The 21,611-nt window shown below is 72.5% G+C and carries 20 protein-coding genes; 11 read left to right on the top strand and 9 right to left on the bottom strand.

Annotated features, from left to right (window positions below):
• Positions 1-222: 222 nt before the first annotated feature.
• Positions 223-843 (bottom strand): uridine kinase family protein, encoded by a 621-nt coding sequence (locus tag ACWZEH_RS04710; RefSeq protein ID WP_456195876.1) that lies wholly within the window; start codon positions 841-843, stop codon positions 223-225.
• Positions 844-1,147: 304 nt separating this feature from the next.
• On the opposite strand from ACWZEH_RS04710, the gene ACWZEH_RS04705 reads away from it, so the two are divergent.
• The 3 genes from ACWZEH_RS04705 (at position 1,148) to ACWZEH_RS04695 (ending at position 3,645) form a co-directional block, all read left to right on the top strand.
• The gene (locus ACWZEH_RS04705) at positions 1,148-2,533 is read left to right on the top strand and encodes a peptidase C39 family protein (protein ID WP_456195875.1); all 1,386 of its coding nucleotides are present in this window, start codon (positions 1,148-1,150) and stop codon (positions 2,531-2,533) included.
• A 180-nt stretch (positions 2,534-2,713) separates the two neighbouring features.
• Positions 2,714-2,872: an SCO1431 family membrane protein gene (locus ACWZEH_RS04700; protein WP_456195873.1), complete on the top strand. Its 159-nt coding sequence runs from the start codon at positions 2,714-2,716 to the stop codon at positions 2,870-2,872.
• Positions 2,873-2,988: 116 nt separating this feature from the next.
• Positions 2,989-3,645, top strand: a complete 657-nt coding sequence (locus ACWZEH_RS04695; protein WP_456195871.1) for a TetR/AcrR family transcriptional regulator — start codon at positions 2,989-2,991, stop codon at positions 3,643-3,645.
• A gap of 68 nt (positions 3,646-3,713) precedes the next feature.
• Here the strand turns inward: ACWZEH_RS04695 and ACWZEH_RS04690 are convergent, their stop codons facing one another.
• Positions 3,714-4,877 carry a glycoside hydrolase family 18 protein gene (locus ACWZEH_RS04690; protein WP_456195870.1) on the bottom strand — a complete coding sequence of 388 codons (1,164 nt, stop codon included), beginning with the start codon at positions 4,875-4,877 and terminating at the stop codon, positions 3,714-3,716.
• A 281-nt stretch (positions 4,878-5,158) separates the two neighbouring features.
• On the opposite strand from ACWZEH_RS04690, the gene ACWZEH_RS04685 reads away from it, so the two are divergent.
• On the top strand, positions 5,159-6,334 hold the full coding sequence (locus tag ACWZEH_RS04685) for an acyl-CoA dehydrogenase family protein (protein ID WP_456195868.1): 1,176 nt from the start codon (positions 5,159-5,161) through the stop codon (positions 6,332-6,334).
• A gap of 393 nt (positions 6,335-6,727) precedes the next feature.
• Here ACWZEH_RS04685 and ACWZEH_RS04680 read toward each other — a convergent pair whose 3' ends face one another.
• Positions 6,728-7,162: a hypothetical protein gene (locus ACWZEH_RS04680; RefSeq protein ID WP_456195866.1), complete on the bottom strand. Its 435-nt coding sequence runs from the start codon at positions 7,160-7,162 to the stop codon at positions 6,728-6,730.
• Positions 7,163-7,429: 267 nt separating this feature from the next.
• Between ACWZEH_RS04680 and ACWZEH_RS04675 the strand changes: the two genes are divergently transcribed.
• From ACWZEH_RS04675 to fxsA, 4 genes are all read left to right on the top strand, one after another.
• Positions 7,430-7,870: an Lrp/AsnC family transcriptional regulator gene (locus ACWZEH_RS04675; protein ID WP_042173992.1), complete on the top strand. Its 441-nt coding sequence runs from the start codon at positions 7,430-7,432 to the stop codon at positions 7,868-7,870.
• Positions 7,871-7,982: 112 nt separating this feature from the next.
• Entirely contained in the window at positions 7,983-9,626 is a 1,644-nt protein-coding gene (locus ACWZEH_RS04670) for an amidohydrolase (RefSeq protein WP_456195865.1), read from the top strand.
• A 527-nt stretch (positions 9,627-10,153) separates the two neighbouring features.
• Entirely contained in the window at positions 10,154-11,047 is an 894-nt protein-coding gene (locus ACWZEH_RS04665; RefSeq protein ID WP_456195863.1) for a polyprenol monophosphomannose synthase, read from the top strand.
• A gap of 106 nt (positions 11,048-11,153) precedes the next feature.
• Complete coding sequence (gene fxsA / locus ACWZEH_RS04660) at positions 11,154-11,735, top strand: FxsA family membrane protein (protein WP_456195862.1); 582 nt, start codon at positions 11,154-11,156, stop codon at positions 11,733-11,735.
• Between the two features lie 133 nt (positions 11,736-11,868).
• On the opposite strand, the gene ACWZEH_RS04655 is transcribed toward fxsA, so the two are convergent.
• The 4 genes from ACWZEH_RS04655 to yczE form a co-directional block, all read right to left on the bottom strand.
• The gene (locus ACWZEH_RS04655; protein ID WP_042173984.1) at positions 11,869-12,243 is read right to left on the bottom strand and encodes an RNA polymerase-binding protein RbpA; all 375 of its coding nucleotides are present in this window, start codon (positions 12,241-12,243) and stop codon (positions 11,869-11,871) included.
• A 266-nt stretch (positions 12,244-12,509) separates the two neighbouring features.
• A complete protein-coding gene (locus ACWZEH_RS04650) occupies positions 12,510-13,859 on the bottom strand; it encodes an MFS transporter (RefSeq protein WP_456195860.1) in 1,350 nt (449 codons plus the stop codon).
• Positions 13,860-13,906: 47 nt separating this feature from the next.
• Entirely contained in the window at positions 13,907-14,674 is a 768-nt protein-coding gene (locus tag ACWZEH_RS04645; RefSeq protein WP_456195858.1) for a glycerophosphodiester phosphodiesterase family protein, read from the bottom strand.
• A complete protein-coding gene (yczE, locus tag ACWZEH_RS04640; RefSeq protein ID WP_456195856.1) occupies positions 14,671-15,336 on the bottom strand; it encodes a membrane protein YczE in 666 nt (221 codons plus the stop codon). Before yczE ends, ACWZEH_RS04645 begins: the two co-directional genes overlap by 4 nt.
• Positions 15,337-15,434: 98 nt before the next feature.
• Here yczE and ACWZEH_RS04635 point away from each other — a divergent pair, with 98 nt between their 5' ends.
• Positions 15,435-16,934, top strand: coding sequence for an SCO1417 family PLP biosynthesis transcription factor (locus ACWZEH_RS04635; RefSeq protein WP_456195854.1), 1,500 nt, complete (start codon positions 15,435-15,437; stop codon positions 16,932-16,934).
• A gap of 160 nt (positions 16,935-17,094) precedes the next feature.
• Here the strand turns inward: ACWZEH_RS04635 and ACWZEH_RS04630 are convergent, their stop codons facing one another.
• Both ACWZEH_RS04630 and ACWZEH_RS04625 read right to left on the bottom strand, forming a co-directional pair.
• Positions 17,095-18,798, bottom strand: coding sequence for a hypothetical protein (locus ACWZEH_RS04630; protein ID WP_456195852.1), 1,704 nt, complete (start codon positions 18,796-18,798; stop codon positions 17,095-17,097).
• A gap of 45 nt (positions 18,799-18,843) precedes the next feature.
• Entirely contained in the window at positions 18,844-19,038 is a 195-nt protein-coding gene (locus tag ACWZEH_RS04625) for a membrane protein (protein ID WP_042173973.1), read from the bottom strand.
• A 313-nt stretch (positions 19,039-19,351) separates the two neighbouring features.
• Here ACWZEH_RS04625 and ACWZEH_RS04620 point away from each other — a divergent pair, with 313 nt between their 5' ends.
• Positions 19,352-19,744, top strand: a complete 393-nt coding sequence (locus ACWZEH_RS04620) for an ankyrin repeat domain-containing protein (RefSeq protein WP_456195850.1) — start codon at positions 19,352-19,354, stop codon at positions 19,742-19,744.
• A gap of 405 nt (positions 19,745-20,149) precedes the next feature.
• Positions 20,150-21,568, top strand: coding sequence for a HEAT repeat domain-containing protein (locus ACWZEH_RS04615; RefSeq protein WP_456195848.1), 1,419 nt, complete (start codon positions 20,150-20,152; stop codon positions 21,566-21,568).
• Positions 21,569-21,611 lie beyond the last annotated feature (43 nt).

Below are 21,611 nucleotides of genomic sequence, written 5' to 3'. Positions count from 1 at the left end.
GCACCGCACCGTGACCGAGGGTGATCGTCATATGCCGCTGGGCGTCCAGAAGGGGTGAGGAGGGCGGAACGAAGCCCCCGGTCACGGGGGAACAACCGGGGGCTTCGCGTCTGTGGGCGGCTCCGAACGGCCGCACATTGAGAACGTAAGACCTGTACGGCCCCCCGGTCAAGCGGCGTTGGGGCACTCCGGCCACTTGCCGGGGAGGGGGTCTTCACAAGTTCAGCACACCGCGGACGGCCCGTCACCGTGCGTGAGGGGCGGGTTCGGATCAGTGGTGCCGGCAGGCCCGGGAAGTACCTCATATCCCTTCCCGCACTCCCGAACCAGCAGGTCGGCGAAGGGACGTGACGGGTCGTCGGTGAAATGCCGCTGTTCCGCCCCGACCCACCCGTCCCAGAACTCCCGCTGCTCCTCACCGTCCCGCGCCCGCCCCCGCGCCCAGGAGGTCCCCGCGGGCAGCTCCATCCACAGCAGCAGAGCCAGGTACGGCCGCAGCGCCCGCCGCCCCGCGCCGACGCCCTCGACGAGGACCACCGGGGCGGGCCGCAGCGGGCGCGGCGGCCCGAAGTCGCGGGCCCGCCAGTCGTAGGGGGCGTAGGACGCCTGCTCGCCGCGGCCGAGCGGAAGGATCACCTGGCTCAGCAGCCGCCCGGTCCAGCCGAAGAGCTCCTCGTGGCTGGCGATGTCGTCGAGCCGCAGCACGGGGGCGCCGTCCAGCGCGTCGGCCAGCCGCCCGGCGAACGTGGACTTCCCCGAGCCGGCGTGCCCGTCGACCCCGACGAGCCGGACCGGGCCACAGGAGGGGCCGAGCCGGCGGATGCGGGAGACGAGATCGTGCATGGCTGGTTCCGGGGCGAGGCGGGGCGAGGCGGGGTGGTCGGAGCGGGGCGGGGAGAGACGGTGACGGCCTCTCACTCTAGGACCTGCCCGCAGTCCCGGAACCGACGGCCTGCCGCCCCGGGTGCCATGGGCCGAGGCCGGTGACGGTCGGCGCGGTACGGCCCGGGGTGCTGGCGGGGCCCGCCCGGTGCGTCCATAGTGGGCGGGCGTCGCTCCACCCGATGGACGCGGTCCGCCCGGTCCGCCGTGTACCGGACCCGCACCGACTCCGAGCCCGACTCCGAGACCTGGGGGCCCTTCACCCATGAGCAGAGCCGAACAGCCTTCCCGCAGAACCCTCCTGTCCGCAGCGGTCGTCGCCGCCGTCGCGTCGAGCGCGGGCCCGGCGTCCGCCCACGCCGCGCCGGGCCGGTCCGCCGGCCCGGCAGGCGGCTCCGCGGACCCCGAAGCGGCCGCGGCCCGCCGCGTGGACAACCGGGCCTGGACCTCCTACGGCGACTGGCGCACCGGCGGCGCCGAGGGCACCCGCGCCGTCGCGGGCGTCCGCCCCGGCCTGGTGATCGCGAAGGCAGCCGGCATCACCGATCACACCGATCCGCACACCGGCCGGACCGCCGCCTGGGAGTACGCGACCTGGACCTCGCCCGTCCACCGGCTCACCGTGCCGGCGACGGAGGCCGTCGTTTCCTGGAACGCGCGCACCCCCGACGGCACCTGGATCCAGGCCGAGCTGCAGGGCACGTACACGGACGGCACCGACACCCCCTGGTACGTGATGGGCCGTTGGGCGGCCGGCGACCAGGACATCCTTCGCACTTCGGTGGACGACCAGAGCGACGGCCGGAGCACGGTCTGGACCGACACCCTCGCCGTCGACGACGCGGCCTCGGGCCCGCGCCTGGTCTCGTACCGGCTGCGGCTGACCCTCCACCGCCGTCCCGGCACGAAACTCACCCCTACCGTGTGGCGGATCGGTGCGATGGGTTCCGACGTGCCCGACCGCTTCACCGTCCCGGCGTCCACGCCCGGCGCGGCCCGGGAGCTGATCGTCCCGCGCTACTCGCAGGAGATCCACAAGGGCCGGTACCCGGAGTACGACAACGGCGGCGAGGCCTGGTGCAGTCCGACCTCCTCGCAGATGATCGCCGAGTACTGGGGCGGCCGGCTCACAGAGGAGCAGCTGTCCTGGGTCGACCCGTCCTACACCGATCCGCAGGTGTGCCACGCGGCCCGCCACACCTACGACCACCAGTACGCGGGCTGCGGCAACTGGCCGTTCAACGCCGCCTACGCGGCCACCTTCGAGGGCCTCCAGGGTGTCGTCACCCGGCTCGGCTCGCTGACCGACCTGGAGACGCTGATCACGGCGGGCATCCCGGCCATCACCTCCCAGTCCTTCCTCGAGGAGGAACTGACCGGAGCGGGGTACGGCACCGCCGGGCACCTGATGACCGTGATCGGCTTCACGCCCGACGGCGACGTCATCGCCAACGACCCCGCCTCCCCGGACAACGAGTCCGTCCGGCGCGTCTACCGGCGTCGCGAATGGGAGAACATCTGGCTCAGGACCAAGCGGTACAACGCCTCCGGCAAGGTCGCCTCCGGCACCGGCGGGGTCTGCTACCTCTTCTTCCCCGCGCGCCCCACCCCGCGCATGCGCCGGGCGCTCGCGGCCGTCGGCGTGCGCTGAACCGGGCCGTGCGGCGGACTCCCGCCGGTCGTCCGACAGCCGTCGGAGGGGCGACGGAGGGCCCGCCGCACGGACCGGTACGTACCGTGTGACCAAGCTCTCGGCCGTAAAAGCCGCTCACGGTGGCAAGGTGGACAGCGCCGTGGGGGAGTCCACGGTCCCCGAGACCAGCGAGAAGCCATGACCGCGAACGCAGCCACCGTCACCGCCCCTGCCGTCATCCCAGGTGCCCGCACCGGCGGCCCCCGGGAGGACGGCCCGAAGATCCTCGAGCACGTCATGGGATGGACCCTCGTCGTGGTCGTCGCGATGTTCGTGACGCAACTCGGACTCCTCTGACCTTCGCAGTCCCCGGTCTCTCGGACCGCTGTGGCCTCGGGCCGCTGGGAGCCTGCCGCGAGGGCCGACCTGCCATACTGCGGGTGTCCCGCCCCCCGCAGGAAACCAGGTCAGGATTGAACACCGGTCAGCAATCCGCCGTGCGCCCCGGAGCGCGCAGCACCGAGCGCTCGCTGGCACGCCGTGCCGAACTCATCGCCATCGGGCGGAAACTGTTCGCCGACACGTCGTACGACGCGCTCTCCATGGACGACATCGCACGGCAGGCGCATGTCGCCAAGGGGCTGATCTACTACTACTTCCACTCCAAGCGGGGCTACTACCTCGCCATCATCCAGGACTCGGTCGCCGGCCTGGTCACCTTCGCCTCGGGCGGTGTCGAACTGCCGTCCGCCCAGCGGGTGCACCGCACCGTCGACAGCTATCTGCGCTACGCCCAGCACAACCAGGCCGCGTACCGCACGATCGTCAGCGGGGGTGTCGGTTTCGACGCCGAGGTGCACGCCGTCCGGGACGGGGTGCGCGAGGCGATCGTCGCGACCATCGCCGAAGGCGCGTACGGGACCGCCGACATCACGCCGGTGGCGCGAATGGGCCTGCTCTCCTGGGTCTGCAGCGTCGAGGGCGCCACCCTCGACTGGATCGACCGCCCCGGACTGCCCCGCGAGACCATGTGCGAGCTGTTGGTGAAGACACTCGGCGGAGCCATGCGCGCCATCGAGGAACTGGACCCCGCGCACCCGGCCCCGGAGCCCGCCCGCCGCGACGGCTGACGCGCCGGGCACCGCGCGGAGGCGGAAGTCCCCCGTGGAACCTCCGCCCCCCGTGCGCCCGCCCGCGGTTACCTGATCGCGCCGATCAGCTCACCGTCCTCGGTGTCGCCGCTCAGCTCCCGGAAGAACGTGCCGGCGAGACCCTGCTGGCCCTTGTGGTCCATCTTGGCCGCGACGGTGGCCGGTGTGTCGTAACTCCACCAGTCGCCGCGGCACTTGGCGTAGGCGGTGCCGCCGGCCGTGCCGGTCGGCGGGCACTTGTCCTTGAGTACCTCGTAGTCGTCGATGGCCGCCTCGTGGGGACCCGCCGCCGGACCGGTCGCGGTGCCACCGGGGCCGGACTGCGTGCCGCCGGTCCAGCCGCGCCCGTAGAAGCCGATGCCGAGCAGCAGCTCGGACGCCGGGATGCCGGGTCCCCTGAGTTCCGCGATGGTCGCCGCGGCGTGCGTGTCGGCCTTCGGAATGCCGTCGTAGGCGGTCAGCGGTGAGTGCGGGGCGGTGGGACCGACTGTGTCCCGGGCGCCGAGGAAGCCGTACGTCATCGGGTTGTACCAGTCGACGTGTTCGGCGGCGCCGGCGTAGTCCGCCGCGTCGATCCTGCCGCCGGCCGTGGCGTCGGCGGTGATCGCCGCGGTGACCAGGTCGCCGGAGCCGAACGTGTCGCGCAGCGCGGACACCAGGGCCCTGAAGGACTCGCGGCCGCTGGTGTCGCAGGTGGCTCCGCAGGCGTTCGGGTGCTCCCAGTCGATGTCGATGCCGTCGAAGGCATCGGCCCACTTCGGGTTCTCGACCAGGTCGCAACAGGACCGGGCGAACGCGGCCGGGTCCTTCGCGGCCCCACCGAAGCCGCCGGACCAGGTCCAGCCGCCGAACGGCCACAGCACCTTCAGACCGGGATGCTTCCGCTTCAGCTCGCGCGGCTGGTTGAAGGTGCCGCGCAGCGGCTGGTCCCAGGTGTCGGCCACACCGTCGACGGACTCGGCGGCGGTGCAGGTGCGCTCGGTGGCCGCGTAGGTGTCGCCCATCGCGCACTTGCCGCCGGTGACGTCGCCGAAGGCGTAGTCGATGTGCGTGAGCCTGTCCGCGGAACCCGGGGTCTCGATGTTCTCGACGTAGTAGGCGCGGTCGCAGGTGCCCCGTCCGGTGAAGTACCCGATGACCTTGGAACCTGCGGCGGCCTCCTGAGCCGGGGCCGCCGCGGTGGGGGAGGGGAAACGCGAGTCGCTTGGCATGAACGCGGTGAATCGGTGGAGCGAAACAGTAGGAGGACTAGACCAGTGCGGTCAATGGTGCGGACCAATTTCGGCGTCCGGAAAATTCTTGGAGTAAGCGGTCGTTAACAAGTGACGTGCTCTGCTCGATCGGGCATACTCACAGCTCACAGCGGCTGGCCGGCCGCCTCCGAGACCCGGAGGTCCATGCCTCGGCCAGGCGCCGGAACGACCCGGCGGAGCCGCCCCCAACCTGAGGCGCAGAGCCGCCGACGTGCCCGAACAGGGAGGAGAGCGTCGCCATGTCCGACCACGCCCCGCAGCCGGTGGACCGGCAATTGCCCACGGACGAGGCGCGGGACCTGATCTCGCTCGTCCGCGACATCGCGCAGCGCGAGATCGCCCCGAAGGCGGCGGAGGAGGAGGACGGGGCACGCTTCCCGCGTGAGGCCTTCACCCTGCTCTCCGAGTCCGGACTGCTCGGCCTGCCCTACGACTCCGCGTACGGCGGCGGGGAGCAGCCGTACGAGGTCTACCTCCAGGTCCTCGAGGAGCTTGCCGCGGCCCGGCTGACCGTCGGCCTGGGGGTCAGCGTGCACACCCTCGCCTGCTACGCACTCGCCGCCCACGGCACCAAGGAGCAGCAGGCCGAGCACCTGCCGGCGATGCTCGGCGGGGGCCTGCTCGGCGCCTACTGCCTCTCCGAGCCGGCCTCCGGTTCGGACGCGGCCTCCCTGCGTACCAGGGCGGTGCGCGAGGGCGGGGGGGACTGGGTGCTCACCGGAACCAAGGCGTGGATCACGCACGGCGGCATCGCGGACTTCTACACCGTCATGGCCCGCACCGGTGGGGACGGCCCCCGTGGGATCACCGCGTTCCTGGTGCCCGGCGACGCCGAGGGGCTGAGCGCCGCCGTGCCGGAGAAGAAGATGGGCATGAAGGGCTCACCCACCGCGCAGGTCCACCTCGACGGCGTGCGGGTCCCCGACCACCGGCGGATCGGTGAGGAGGGACAGGGTTTCGCCATCGCCCTTTCGTCGCTGGACGGCGGCCGGCTCGGCATCGCCGCCTGCGCGATCGGTCTGGCGCAGGCGGCGCTCGACGAGGCGCTCGGTTACGCGTCCGGACGCCGGCAGTTCGGGCGGCCGATCGCCGACTTCCAGGGACTGCGGTTCATGCTCGCGGACATGGCCACGCAGATCGAGGCCGGACGCGCGCTGTATCTCGCGGCGGCCCGGCTGCGGGACGCCGGGCGGCCGTTCGCCAAGCAGGCGGCCATGGCGAAGCTGCACTGCACCGACACCGCGATGCGGGTCACCACCGACGCCGTCCAGATCCTCGGCGGCTACGGCTACACCGCGGACTTCCCGGCCGAACGCTACATGCGCGAGGCCAAGGTCCTGCAGATCGTCGAGGGGACGAACCAGATCCAGCGCATGGTCATCGCCCGCCATCTCGCGGGGCCGCAGACGAGCTGAACAGGCCGAACCCCTGCCAGGGCGCCGAGAGCCGGGACCACTCCGGGTCGTGCCGCCCGGGCGGGGCGCGGTCCTTGCCGGCCCAGGCCCGCACCGGCTCCCGGTGGATCGGCGGATCCGGAAGCCGGGGCGGCGGTGACGGCGTGGCGGGTACGGGCAGCGCCGCGACCGCGGTGCGCGCCGTGACCTGCGGTACGGGCCGGGGTCCGGGTGGTGGGGCGAGGGCAAGGCGCTGACGCCCGGTCGTCGCGTGCGTGGGGGTCGTCATACCCGGGCCAACGCGGGAGCGGCCGGGCAGGTCACCGACCGTCCGAATAGTGTGTGCGTTCACAAAAGGACGGACTGCCGGACTGCCGGCCGGCCCGGTTTCCGGTACCGGACGGAGCAGGTGTCTCAGGCCGCGTGGCGCTGTATGACGGGGACCCGCATCGGGCGCGAAGCCGGGCCCCCGACGTGCGAGAACGGCTGGGTGCGCCAGTCGAGCCCCTGAGGGAGCGTCAGCAGCAGGGCGGTGTCCTGTTCCTGGGGCGCCGCGGACTCGTCCGCCGGCCGCGCGTCGTCGGCGCTGCGGCCCGTGCCGGCGCAGACCGTCAGCCCGAACGGGTTCCACGGCGTGGCGCACAGCGCGTGCTCCGGCAGGACCTCCTCGTCCGCCAGCAGGGCGATGGGCTGAGCGCAGTCCGGGCACACGACCCGGTACATCTCGAAGGTGTCGTACGCGTCGAGTTCGTCGTCGAGCGCGTCGGGATCGACGTACTCCGGGACGAGTTCGACGACCGGCTGCTGCCGCTTGGGCGTGCCGCGACCAGGACGCTTAAGACTCTGCATGGGTTCTCCCCCTCGGGCTGGGCCGTGAAGGCACTGCGGCCTCGACCACAGCAAGCACTTCCCGTCCCCCGTCGGGGGTAATCACGAGAGCATCACGGAGACTGTTCGAAGGCTGTGGTCTTCGTCACACGTCGGCCGGAGGTGCCCCCTGCGGCGGCTTTGTCCCCCCGCCCGGCCCGGAACGGGCGTCCGGCACGTCACGAACCGGCCATGACCTGGACAGCTCAGGTACCCGACGAGATCAACGGCACTGTAGGTTCTTGCGCCATGGAGGAGCTGGACCGACAGATCGTGCAGCTGCTCGTCAAGGACGGGCGGATGAGCTACACAGACCTGGGCAAGGCCACGGGCCTGTCCACGTCGGCCGTGCATCAGCGGGTGCGCAGACTGGAACAGCGTGGCGTCATCCGCGGCTACGCCGCGGTCGTCGACCCCGATGCCGTCGGTCTGCCCATGACGGCCTTCATCTCGGTCAAACCGTTCGACCCCAGCGCCCCCGACGACATCGCGGACCGGCTCGCCGGCGTGCCCGAGATCGAGGCCTGTCACAGCGTCGCGGGCGACGAGAACTACATCCTCAAGGTGCGTGTGGCCACCCCGCACCAACTGGAGGAACTGCTGGCGCGCGTGCGCTCGCTCGCGGGCGTCTCGACCCGGACGACCGTGGTCCTGTCCACGCCGTACGAGGCCCGCCCACCGCGCGTCTGAGTCCCTCACCCGCGAGGGAGCGTCGGCGTGCGCGGGCGTACACGGCGCACTCAGGGAGTGAACAGCGGCCCTGGGTGCGGGACCGGCCCTTCGAGGGGCGAGACTGTGGGTCATGAGCGAACGCACCGCCCCGCCGTCCGCGGACCCGCAGCACACGGACCCGCCGCGCACCGTCCTGCTCCGCCGCGGAGAGGTCCACAGCCCCGCCGACCCCTTCGCCACCGCGATGGTCGTCGAGGGCGGCCAAGTGGCCTGGGTCGGTTCCGAGGGTGCCGCCGACTCCTTCGCGGACGGGGTGGACGAGGTGATCGACCTCGACGGGGCGCTGGTCACCCCGGCGTTCACCGACGCTCATGTGCACGCCACGGCCACCGGGCTGGCGCTCACCGGCCTCGATCTGTCCGAGGCGCCCTCACTGGAGGCCGCGCTGGCCCGGGTGAGGGAGTTCGCCGCCGCCCGCCCCGCCGACAGGGTCCTGCTCGGGCACGGCTGGGACGCCGCCCGCTGGCCCGGCGGCCGTCCACCGGCCCGTGCCGAACTCGACGCGGCCACCGGTGGTCGCCCCCTCTACCTCAGCCGGATCGACGTCCACTCCGCGGTCGTCAGCACCGCGCTGCTCGACCTCGTCGACCGGGAGGCCGTCGGCGGGGGCGGGCCGGACGGGCCGCTCACCGGCGACGCCCATCACGCCGTACGCGCCGCCGCGCTGGACGCCGTCACGCCCGCCCAGCGCACCGAGGCCCAGCGCGCCGCGCTGGCGCACGCCGCCTCGCTCGGCATCGGCACCGTTCACGAGTGCGGCGGCCCGGAGATCTCCTCCGAGGAGGACTTCACCGGCCTGCTGCGGCTTTCCGCCGAGGAACCCGGTCCGCGCGTCGTGGGCTACTGGGCCGAGCGGAACGTCGCCAAGGCGCGCGAACTGGGCGCGGCCGGCGCCGCGGGGGACCTGTTCGCCGACGGTGCCCTCGGCTCGCACACCGCCTGCCTGCACGCCCCGTACGCCGATGCCGGCCACACCGGCACCGCCCGTCTGGACGCCGCCGCGATCGCCGCCCATGTCGTCGACTGCACCGAGGCGGGCCTTCAGGCGGGCTTCCACGCCATCGGTGACGCCGCCGTCGCCGCGGTGACCGAGGGCGTGCGCGTCGCCGCCGAGAAGGTCGGCCTCGACCGCATCCGGGCCGCCCGCCACCGCGTCGAACACGCCGAAATGCTCGTCCCCCGGACCATCGCCGCCTTCGCCGAACTGGGCCTGACCGCCTCTGTCCAGCCCGCCTTCGACGCCCTGTGGGGCGGCGAGGACGGCATGTACGCCCGGCGCCTGGGAGCGGAGCGGGCCCGCACCCTGAACCCCTTCGCGGCCCTGCTGCGCGCCGGTGTTCCGCTCGCCTTCGGCTCCGACAGCCCGGTCACCCCCCTCGATCCGTGGGGCACCGTGCGGGCCGCCGCCTTCCACCGCACGCCGGAGCACCGCGTCTCCGTGCGGGCCGCGTTCACCGCGCACACGCGCGGCGGCTGGCGGGCGATCGGACGCGACGACGCGGGTGTCCTGGTGCCGGGCGCGCCCGCCGACTACGCGGTCTGGCACACCGGCGCTCTCGTGGTGCAGGCGCCCGACGACCGGGTGGCGCGCTGGTCCACCGACCCACGCTCCGGCACCCCCGGCCTGCCGGACCTGACCCCGGGCGGTGATCTGCCCGTCTGCAGGCGCACGGTGGTCGGCGGACGCACGGTCTTCGTACGGCCGGGCGAGTGATCTGTGCGGGCCGCCCGGTGGCGACTTCGCGGCGCACCCGCGTCGCGCGGACCTGCACATCCTCCCGCTGGATAGGTATGAAAATCGCATTGCGTAGATCGGGCGGATGTTGACAGGCGGCGGGGGGCCGGTAGGTTCGGCCGGGTCCACCACCGGACGCCCGACCGGGGAGTTCCGCCCGCTCGTGGCAGCGCCGCTGGGTCAGGGACGGTGTGCCGCACGGCCCACCGCCACTGGGAGCCAGGCTCAGCGACGGCGCGGCACCGAGGGAACGTTCCGGCGGGTTGACCGGAAGGTGTGACCCGGGTGGGGCCCGGTCGCTCAGTAGACAACGGCTTCAGGTCGACTCGCAGCCAGCGGGTCCCAGGTCGGCCCGAAGGGCGCCGGGCCCCCATCCGATGTGCGCGAAACAGCGCACCGTTGTCCGGTCCCCGGACAACAACAGCACCGTATGAACGCCCTTTCACGCATCGTTGGCGGCTGTGACCACTATGGTGGGACCCTGCACAGGAGATGAAGGGGCTGCAGTGAACGACGGCGACGGGACCCGCGCGGCGGAGACCCAGGGGAGGACCTTCGGCCCGCTCGGCAAAACCTTGGTGATCATCCCGACCTACAACGAGGCGGAGAACATCGAGGCGATCGTCGGCCGGGTGCGCAAGGCGGTTCCCGAGGCGGACGTTCTCGTGGCCGACGACAACAGCCCCGACGGCACCGGTACGCTCGCCGACGACCTGGCCGCCGAGGACGACCAGGTCCAGGTGCTGCACCGCAAGGGCAAGGAAGGCCTGGGCGCCGCTTACCTCGCGGGCTTCCGCTGGGGCGCGGAGCACGGTTACGGCGTACTCGTCGAGATGGACGCCGACGGCTCCCACCAGCCCGAGGAACTGCCCCGTCTGCTCACCGCGCTCAAGGGCGCCGACCTGGTGCTCGGTTCGCGCTGGGTGCCCGGCGGCCGTGTGGTCAACTGGCCGAAGTCCCGTGAGTACATCTCGCGCGGCGGCAGCCTCTACTCGCGCGTGGCGCTCGATCTGCCGCTGCGCGACATCACCGGCGGCTTCCGCGCGTTCCGCCGCGAGGCCCTGGAGGGCCTCGGTCTGGACGAGGTGGCTTCCCAGGGGTACTGCTTCCAGGTCGACCTCGCCCGTCGCGCGATCAAGGCCGGCCACCACGTCGTCGAGGTGCCCATCACCTTCGTCGAGAGGGAACACGGCGATTCGAAGATGAGCCGCGACATCCTCGTCGAGGCGCTGTGGCGGGTCACGGCGTGGGGCGTGGGGGAACGGGTGGGCAAGGTCCTCGGACGCGAGGAGGACAAGCGGGCCGGGCGGCCGAAACAGGGCGAGCGGGCCGAGCAGGCCGCCGGGCCGGCAAAGACCTGGGCGGAGCGGTCCGGACAGACGGAGCAGGTCAAGCCGTAGACCGGCCTGCCACTTGGATCGTCCCGGCGTCGCGTGTTCCTGGTGGCCCGCTGTTGCAGAGGCACCGCTTATCCCGAACTGAGCCGGCGTTCGGCACACTGGGACCATGACGACTGGCGCTCAGACCCCGAATCCCGTCCGGCCCCGGCGCTCCCGGCTGCGCACCTTCCTGCCGCTCGGCGTCGCCGCATGGCTGGTGCTGGAGATCTGGCTGCTCACGGTCGTCGCCGGGGCGTCCAACGGGCTGGTGGTCCTCCTGGTGCTGCTGGCCGGTCTGGTTCTCGGCTCGTTGGTCATCAAGCGGGCCGGCCGGCGCGCCTTCAGGAACCTCACCGAGACGCTGCAACAACAGCAGAACGGCGTACTGACCGAGCCCCGCCCGAACAGCGAGGGCAACGGCCTGATGATGCTGGGCGGACTGCTGCTGATCATCCCCGGTCCGGTCTCCGACGCGATCGGTCTGCTCCTGCTGGTGCCCCCGGTCCAGAGGTCCGTGAGCCGCCGTGCCGAGCGCACCCTCGAGCGCAAGCTCCGCGAGGCCACCCGGGGCCCTCTGGGGGACGCCTTCCAGCAGACGCGTATGCGCCGGCCCGACGGGAAGGTCGTCCAGGGCGAGGTGATCCGGGACGAGTCCGGGGCCACGCCGGGCGACTTCCCGCAGGGGCCCCGTCCGCCGCTTTCCCGCTGAGGACGGAGAGCGGCACCACGGGCGCCGGCAGGCAGGCCGGACGCACACAGGACCGGGGGCGTCGTACCAATCGGTACGACGCCCCCGGTCCTGTGTCGCTGTGCTCAGTTCTTCCGTCGGTCCTTTGCCGGGATCAAGCCGACTTTCGGCTGTCCCGGGGATGAACCGCAATGTTCATCGCACCGGAGCGCAGAACGGCGAGACGCTCCTCGAGGACCTCTTCGAGTTCCTCTCGGGTACGTCGCTCCATCAGCATGTCCCAATGCGTACGCGCGGGCTTGGCCTTCTTCTCCTCGGGGCCGTTGCCGTCGACCAGGAGTGCCTGGGCACCGCAGACCTTGCACTCCCACTCCGGCGGGATCTCCGCCTCGACCGAGAAGGGCATCTCAAAGCGGTGCCCCTTCTCGCATGCGTACTCCACGGCCTGGCGCGGGGCCAGGTCGATGCCGCGGTCCGTCTCGTAGCTGGTCACCACGAGGCGCGTGCCGCGAAGAGCTCGCTCACTCATGAATCGTGCCTCCCGGGCTTGTCGCCCACAGGACAGGTGTCGCTGTCGTCGTCATCAGGTCAACGTCCGGTCGGCGGTAAAGATTCCCGTTCCGGGCCATGTGTCGCCGTCGTAGCCGCAGCCTTGTCAACCAGTGCAGTACCCACCGGCGCCCGGTTTGTCACATCTGATGAAAGACATGACACAGCGTTTCGGCATCTTTGACGCGCAGTAACGGTACACCTGGCAGGCCAAACGCGTACACTACAGCTCTTTCGCGCCAAGTGCTAAATCCTCTCCGGAACGGGATTCCCCGCGTCGGCGATCGCCCGGCGCACCGGCACCCGCGCGAGCAGCGCGAAACCGAGGACGAAGAAGGCCACCAGCGAGATGATCGCGTCCCGGTAGCTGCCCGTCAGCTGGTAGGTCAGCCCGAACAGCAGCGGCCCGAGCCAACTCGTCCCACGGTCGCTCAGCTCGTACGCCGAGAAGTACTCGGCCTCCTTGCCGGGCGGTACGAGGTGCGAGAACAGCGACCGGGACAGCGCCTGGCTGCCGCCGAGGACCAGGCCGATCCCCGCGGCCAGGACGAAGAACCACACCGGCTCCCCGGCGGGCAGGAAGTAGCCGGCGGCCAGCGTGAGCGTCCAGGCGACCAGCGAGCCGAGGATCGTCCGCTTCGCCCCGTGGATCCGGGCCAGCCGGCCCAGCGCCAGCGCGCCCACCACCGCCAGCACCTGGACCAGCAGCACGGCCACGATGAGGGTGGACTGCCCGAGCCCCAGTTCCTTCGAACCGTAGACCGAGGCCTGCGAGATCACCGTCTGGATGCCGTCGTTGTAGACCAGGTACGCCAGGAGGAAGGCGAGCGTCAGAGGGTGGCGGCGCATGTCGCGGAAGGTCGCCGCGAGCTGCCGGAAACCGGTCGGGGCGCCCGCCTCCCGCACGGGAGCGCGGCGGTCACGCAGCCGCCGCAGCGGCACCAGGGTGAAGGCGCCCCACCACAGGCCCGCCGACGCCAGGCAGATGCGGACCGCCATGCCCTCGGAGAGCCCGAAACCGTCATGGGCGGTGTAGAGGACCAGGTTGGCGACGAGCACCAGGGCGCCCGCCGCGTAGCCGAAGGCCCAGCCCCGCGAGGAGACCGCGTCCCGCTCCTGGGGCGTCGCGATCTGCGGCAGGTAGGAGTTGTAGAGCATCATCGCCACGGACTGCGCCGCGTTCGCCACGATCAGCAGCGCACCCCCCAGCAGATACCGCTCGCCGTCGAGGAGGAACATGCACGCAGTCGCGGCGGCCCCGGTGTAGGCGGCGGCCGCGAGCAGCGGCTTCTTGCGGCCGGTGCGGTCCGCGGCGGCGCCCACCAGAGGCATCGCGAGTACCGCCATGATCACCGACAGGGAGACCGAGTACGCGAAGAAGGACCCCGCGCGCACCGGAATGCCGAAGGGATGGACGAACCCGTCCGCGTCCGCGGCCGCCTCGGCGACCGAGGTCAGATAGGGGCCGAGGAACACGGTGAGCACGCTCGTGGAGTACACGGAGCATGCCCAGTCGTAGACGTACCAGCCGCGCTGCTGGTACCGCCGGCCGGCCGCCTCGTCCGCCGCCGGTGACCGCACGGTGCCGTTGCCCACCCGCGCCCTCGCTTCCCCGTGAACGCGCTCGGCGGCCGGGCAGGGTCTCAGACCCAGATGCCGCGGTCCTCCATGACCTCGCGCAGTGTGTCGATGTGATCGGTCATGATGCCATCCACCCCCAGGTCCAGGAGCCGGTGCATCCGCTCCGGCTCGTTGACCGTCCACACGTGCACCTGAAGCCCCCGGGCGTGGGCGGTGCGCACGAAGCGACGGTCCACCACCGGGACGCCGGACCGGGTCTGAGGCACCTGGGCGGCGACGGCCGACCGACGCACCGCCACCGGCACACCCCACGACCGCAGCCGGAGGTTCAGCACCCCCCGCGTGCCGTACGACGTCGCGAGGCGGGGCCCGGCCAGCCGCTGGGCGCGCACCACGCGTGCCTCCGAGAACGAGCCCAGGCAGACCCGGTCCCAGGCGTTCGTCCGCCCGACCAGTTCCAGAAAGGGCAGGAGGGCGGGCTCTGCCTTGACGTCGACGTTCCACCGCACCTCGGGGAAGGCGGTGAGCAGCTCCTCGAACAGGGGCACCGGCTCCCGGCCCGCCACCCGCGCCTGCTCCACGTCCCGCCACGGCAGGTCGCAGATCGGGCCGGCTCCGTCCGTCACCCGGTCCAGGGTCGAGTCGTGGAACGCGACGAGCCGGCCGTCGCGGGTGACATGGACGTCGGTCTCGATGTAGCGATAGCCCGCCTCGACGGCGCACCGGAACTGGCGCGCCGTGTTCTCCAGGCCGCCCCCCGCCCCGCCCCGGTGGGCGAAGGCGATCGGACCGGGATGGTCGAGGTACGGGTGGCGTATCGGTGGAGTCACGGACGCAGTATCGCCCCACGCGGTTGACCCGTGGCAACGACCGTGCTGCCGCCGGATGCCGGGGAGACGGCGAACACCCGCAGGAACAGCTGGGCGAGCGGACCGATCGTCACCGCGTACAACAGGGTCGCCACGCCCACGGTGCCGCCGAGCGCGAAGCCCGTGACGACCACCGTGGCCTCGATCACCGTACGTACCAGCCGGATCGACACCCCCGTGCGCCGGTTCAGTCCCGTCATCAGCCCGTCGCGCGGACCGGGCCCGAAGCGTGCCGCGATGTACAGCCCCGTCGCCGCGCCGTTCAGCACGATGCCGGCCGCCGTCATCGCCACCCGGAGGACCATGCCGTGCGCTTCGGGCACCACGGCCAGGGTCGCGTCCATGGCCGCCCCGATCACCAGGACGTTGGAGACGGTGCCCAGCCCCGGGCGCTGGCGCAGCGGGATCCAGAGCAGCAGCACCGCCGCGCCCAGGACGGTCAGCACCACGCCCATCGACAGGCCCGTGCGCTCGGAGAGACCCTGGTGCAGCACGTTCCACGGCTCCAGGCCGAGCCCCGACCTGACCAGCAGCGCCGAGCTCGCGCCGTACAGCGCCAGACCGGCGTAGAGCTGGAACAGCCGCCGTGCGAGGTGCCCGTACCGGGGCGGGTGGCTGGACAAGGTGTCCCCCTGTGGTGGAAGTGGACCGATGCATGACACCCTGTGGCGTGGATGGAAATCTCATCCATGGCCAATTCGGGGAAGGTGGACTGATCTCGATGGCGCAGTGGACCTCGGCGGTGGGTGCGGCGCAGCTCGCCCGGCTGCTCAACTCCCAGCAGGACCGCCCTGGCGGCCCCGGGACCCGCCGCCCGCCCGCCTACCGGGCCCTCGCCGACGGCATCCGGCTCCTGGTGCTCGAAGGGCGCGTCCCCGTGGCGGCCCGGCTGCCCGCCGAGCGGGAACTCGCCCTGTCGCTGTCCGTCAGCCGCACCACCGTCGCCGCCGCCTACGAGGCGCTGCGCGGCGAGGGCTTCCTGGAGTCACGGCGCGGCGCCGGCAGCTGGACCGCCGTCCCGGCCGGGAACCCGGTCCCCGCGCGGGGGCTGGAACCGCTGCCCCCCGAGACGCTCGGCTCGATGATCGACCTCGGCTGCGCCGCGCTGCCCGCGCCCGAACCCTGGCTCACCCGCGCCGTGCAGGGCGCTCTGGAGGAACTGCCGCCCTACGCACACACCCACGGCGACTACCCGGCCGGACTGCCCGCGCTGCGCGCGACGATCGCCGACCGGTACACCGCGCGGGGCATTCCGACCATGCCCGAGCAGATCATGGTGACGACCGGGGCGATGGGCGCCATCGACGCCATCTGCCACCTCTTCGGCGGCCGAGGCGAGCGCATCGCCGTCGAATCGCCGTCCTACGCCAACATCCTCCAGCTGATGCGCGAGGCCGGGGCCCGGCTGGTCCCCGTGGCCATGGCGGAGGGGCTGGCCGGCTGGGACGTGGACCACTGGCGCCGGGTGCTGCGGGAGGCGGCACCGCGCATCGCGTACGTCGTCGCCGACTTCCACAACCCGACCGGGGCGCTCGCCGACGAGGACCAGCGACGCCGGCTCGTGGACGCGGCGCGGTCGGCGGGGACGGTGCTGGTCGCCGACGAGACGATGAGCGAGCTCTGGCTCGACCCGGACGTGGAGATGCCACGCCCCGTGTGCGCCTTCGACCCGGCCGGGTCCACGGTGATCACGGTCGGCTCGGCGAGCAAGGCCTTCTGGGCCGGCCTGCGCATCGGCTGGGTGCGCGCGGCCCCCGACGTGATCCGCAGCCTCGTCGCCGCGCGCGCCTACGCGGATCTGGGCACGCCCGTCCTGGAGCAGCTGGCGGTGAACTGGCTGTTCGGCACGGACGGCTGGGAGCGGGCCGTGGAGATCCGGCGCGCACAGGCCAGGGAGAACCGGGACGCGCTGGTCGGTGCGGTGCGACGGGAACTGCCCGACTGGCAGTTCGAGGTCCCGCGCGGCGGGCTCACCCTGTGGGTGCGCACCGGAGGGCTCTCGGGGTCGCGGATCGCCGAGGCGGGGGAGCGGGTCGGCGTACGAGCGCCTTCGGGGCCCCGCTTCGGGGTCGACGGGGCGTTCGAGGGATATGTGCGGCTGCCGTTCACCGTGGGCGGCGCGGTGGCCGAGGAGGCGGCGCTACGGCTGGCCGCGGCGGCACGGATGGTCGAGAACGGCGGGACGTCGGGGGTGGAGGCGCCGCGCACCTTCGTGGCGTAGGGCCTGCCCGGCGGATCGTGCCAAAGACGCGGGATCCGGCGTGTCCTCCCCGAGTTCCTTCGAGCAGGGGCCCCATGAGCAGGGGCCCCATCACGTCGGCGCCTGCGCGAAGGGGCGACGGGAGCCGGGGCGGGCGCCACGGCCGACGCGCGGCGGACGGTCAGGAAGGGGACTCGGTGGCGGCCGCCTCCGCGGGAACCGGCTCCAGAAGGGACTCGTCCGCGTCCGACGCACGCGTGTCCGTGGTGGTCTTGTCCATGGAGCGCTTCTCCATGGACATCGCGTCCGCCGTGACCCCGGGTACGGGGCCGGGTTCCGCTGCAGTGCGCTCCCGCTCCGCCCGTGCGTGGTCCTGGACGGAGCGGGCCGGGAGCAGCTCCAGTACCGCCTGCCGATGGTCGTCGCGGGTCGCGTCGTCGTACGGGTTCGGCGTGGCCGGGACCTGGAGACGGTGCACCGGGCCTGTACCCAGGCGGGCGTATCCGCGGCCCGCGGGGACGTGATCGAGGGGGGTGGTGTGCGGAGGAGCGCCCAGGACGGCCGTCACCTGTTCCAAGGTCGCGGGGCCGAGGACGACACGCGCGCGGGTGTGCTGCCGTACCGCGGCGCTGAGGGTCTCCAGACTGTCGAGCTGATCTGCGACGACGACCGTGACGTTCGCCGGACGGCCGTGCCGCAGCGGGACCTGGAGCAGTGACTGGGGGTCCTCCCGGCCGTCGGCGGCGGCGAGGTGCGTGAACGTGCCGGGGCGGTCCAGCAGGATCCACAACGGCCGCTTGGTGTCCTCGGGCGGCGGATCGCCCGCCTGGTGGGCGCGGTTGGCCGCGATCAGCCGGCGCTCCGTTTCGCGCGCGGCCCACTGGAGACTCTCCAGCGCGCCCGCCAGGCCGCACTCGACGGCGAGCACGCCGTCCCGGCCGGTCAGGCACGCGTACTCACCGGTGCCGCCGCCGTCGACGATCACCACGTCGCCGTGGAGCAGCGCCTGGAGGGCGACTGAACGCAGCAGGGTGGTGGTGCCGCTGCCGGGCTGCCCGGCAGCCAGCAGGTGTGGTTCGGTGGAGCGGATGCCGGTGCGCCAGACGACCGGGGGGACGTCGCGCCGCTCCTCGCCGTGGGTGAGCGGCAGGGTCCGGCGCACCTGCGTGGGGTCGGTGAAACCGAGGACCGTCTCACCGGGGGACGTGACGAAACGCTGGGCGGCGATGTCGGCGGGCAGCGGGGCGAGGACCTGGACCGTGAGTTCATTGCCCTCCTCGTCCCAGGCGAAGTGGTATTCGCGGCCGCGCCCCGACTTGGCGGTGAGAAGATGCTCGATCCGCGCGCGGGACTCCGCCTCGCTGTCGGTGTAGTAGGCGGGGTAGGCGATCACCAGGCGCGTGATACGGCCGGTGCCGTCGAACTCGTACGCGGGGAAGGCCTTCTCCCATGTGCCGCCGTGGGTGTACAGGGGGTCGGGGTCGCCTGCCGAGGAGAAGTACGGCACCAGGGCGTCGTACAGCGACTTGAGGCGCTGGGCCTGCGACTCGTCGGGGCCGTCCGGTGCGGCGGGGCCACGGTCCCGGCCCTGCCAGGCCGCCGCCGCCATCAGGGTGATGGCGGCGAGCAGCGGACCGTACGGGAGCAGTGCGACGGCCAGGATCACCGACGCCACCAGGAAGAGCAGCGCACCGCGCCGGTCCCTGGGGGTGTCGAGCCACCTGCGCCGCCCGGCCGAGGCCAGTCGGCGCAGTCCGCGCGCGATCGTGATCAGCGGGTGGAGGACGTCGGTGGCGCCGTCGGCCGCCGTCCGGGCCAGCTCCCGGCTCCGGGCGAGGTGAGCGCCGCGGTTGCTCAGGATGCGGGGAAGGGGACGCCGGGCCACTGCTGCCTCCAGGGCGTGGGTGAGGGTGGGCGAGGGCTTGGGGGGTCAGAACCTGATGCCGCCGAGGAGGCCTGCCAGGCTCTCGCCGCCGGCCTTGATGCTCGGCGCGATGGCCGTACTGGCCAGATAGAAGCCGAACAGCATCGCCACCACGGCGTGCAACGGCTTCAGGCCGTCCTTGCGGCAGAGGATGAAGAGGACGATGCCGAGCAGGACGACGCCTGAGATCGAGAGGATCATGTGAGTTCTCCTGGTTCGCGGGGGACAGTCACCATGAGTACTTCCAGGATCACAGAATGTATCTATACGACAAAAGGTGCAAGTGAGTGAATGCAGCATGATTTCGCCCGGTCGGCGGACTGTTCCCGGCCTGAACGACGTGGGCGGTTGCGCACGGACGGGTATGCCGTGATCTTTGCCTCGGGCACGTCGGCCCATGTGCCGGGCGAGCCAGTACCCTGGCGATTCACCCGTACGGCTCTGCCCCGCTCGCAGACGTACGCCCTGTCCCCGATGCGCGGAGTGATCCGTGGTGAGAGGCGGTTCGGCCGATATGACTGAAGCCCCCGACCCCGAGGTCGTGGAGCTGGCGACCAGGATCTTCGACATGGCCCGGAGCGGCCGGACCGAGGAACTCGTGGCCTACGTCGACGCGGGCGTGCCGGCCGACCTCACCAACGACCGGGGCGACTCGCTCGTGATGCTCGCCGCGTACCACGGTCACGCCGACGCGGTCCGCGCGCTGCTGGAACGCGGCGCCGACGTCGACCGGATCAACGACCGGGGGCAGACCCCGCTCGCGGGAGCCGCCTTCAAGGGCGACACCGAAGTGGTCAAGGCCCTCCTGCAGGGCGGCGCCGATCCGGCCGTCGGCACTCCCTCGGCCGTCGACACGGCCCGGATGTTCGCCCGCGCGGAGCTGCTCGAGCTGTTCGGCGTGAACTGAGGCGCCCCGGCGCAGCGGATGAACGCAGCGGACGGAAGAGCCGCGCGACGAAGAAGCGCACCGAACGGCACTGAACCGCGCAGCCGCGCACGCTCCGGCCGACGAAGGCGCGGAAACGGCAGCGGAAACACACGGCGAACGGGGGAGGCGGTGGAGGGCCGCCGGAATTCGGTCGCGGCAGATGTGACCGCCGGGTCATCATGACGACGTGATTCACGGACGCGATGGCTGGGCAGGTGTTGCCGCACCGCGCGGGCCGTGACGCGGTCCGCGAGGGCCACGGACGAGAGGCAGAGGAAGATGGTCTACAGCAAGCAGGAAACGGCGGGCGCCCCGACGTGTTGGCACGCGGCCAGGTAATGCACGTCCCCGGTTGCGTCGACGCTTGATGTGAGGCTGTTTCCCATGTTCGATCCGGTCATAGCGCCCAGCGGTACGCTGCTCGGCCTGCTCCAGCGGGGTCGTGGCGACGGCACGCTGCATGCGCTCACCGCCCCGCGCTTCGAGACGCTCGAGGCGCTGAACCACTGCGTGCTCCACGACCCGCGCCACGACTGGCAGGTGGAGAACCGCTCCCTCTACTACGCCCGCCTCTACCTGGACCTGCACGGCGAACTGGACGCCATCGAGGCCCACCTCTTCGATGCCGAGGACATCCTCGACACCGACGAGTCCCGCACCGGCCTCGCCCTCGCCGTGCTCGGACACCTGGCCTCCTACGGCAGGCGGGACGCGCTCGCCCTGTTGCGCAGGTACGCCGCCGAGGGGGCCAACTGGGCCTGGGCCCTGGACGAACTGGCCCTCCGGGACGACGACGCGGGCCTGCGCGCCCTCGCCGCCCCCGTGCTCGCGCGATTCGCCACCGATCCCGAGGGCGAGGCCGAACTGGCCGCCACGGTCCGCGACGCCTTCGAACCGCGGCCCTGGCGTTTGTGGGCCGACGACCCGCGTGAATCCGTCGCCGCGCGCGTGCGGGCCGCCCATGAGACCGGCTGCTTCGACCGTTGGCAGCGGCAGATGCGCCCCGCCGGGCCCCGCCCCGGGTGGAGCGTGCAGGCCGTGTTCGCATGGGCCCAGCAAGGGATCGAGCGCGGTGCCGCCCTGCATGTCCCGGCCGCCCGCTGCCTCACCGCCGTCGCGGGCCCCGAGGACCGGCCCGAGATCGTCCGTGCCGCCGAGGACGGCACGGAGGGCGCCCGCTGCACCGCCCTGCGCTACCTGGCCGACGGCAACGACCCGGACGCCCTCACCCTGATCGAGCGGGCCGTGGCCGACGGGCCCGCGCCCGTCGTGGAGGCCGCCGTCGACGCCTTCGAACGGATGCGGAGTCTCGCTGCCGTGGACCGCGCGCGCCGCTGGGCCTGCCGGCCCGACGCCCTGGGCGCCGCCGCCGGCCGCGTCCTCGCCTGCCGGGGCGGTGTCCAGGACCGCGACCTGGTCCTCGCCGCCCTGCGCGAGGCGGTGCGGGGCGAGGGCCCCGACGCGCCGACCCTGTGGACTCTCGTCGACGGTGCCGGACGCCTGGACATCGCCTGCGCCGCTCCCGTGCTCCGGCACATCTACCGCGAGACCGCCTCCTCCCACCTGCGAGGCCGGGCCGCCCGTGCCCTCGCCGCCACCGACCCGTCCTACGGCAGCGGCTTCGCCGTCGAGTGCCTCTGGGACTGCGAGGAGTCCACCCGCGAGATCGCCGCGCGGCACGCCGAGACCGGCGACGCCCGGGTCGTCGAGCGACTGCGCCGGCTCGCCGCCGACCCGGCCGAGGAGGCCGAGGTGCAGACCGCCGTACGCAGCCGGATGGGTCCCGGGGAGACCGTCGTGTGACCGCCCGGACGCGCGCAGTGTGAACAAGGGACGACCCGCGGGT

This window comes from Streptomyces yamdrokensis (genome assembly GCF_053890455.1).
Note: the sequence above shows the minus strand (reverse complement) of the source record. Positions and strands in the feature narration are given on the sequence as shown.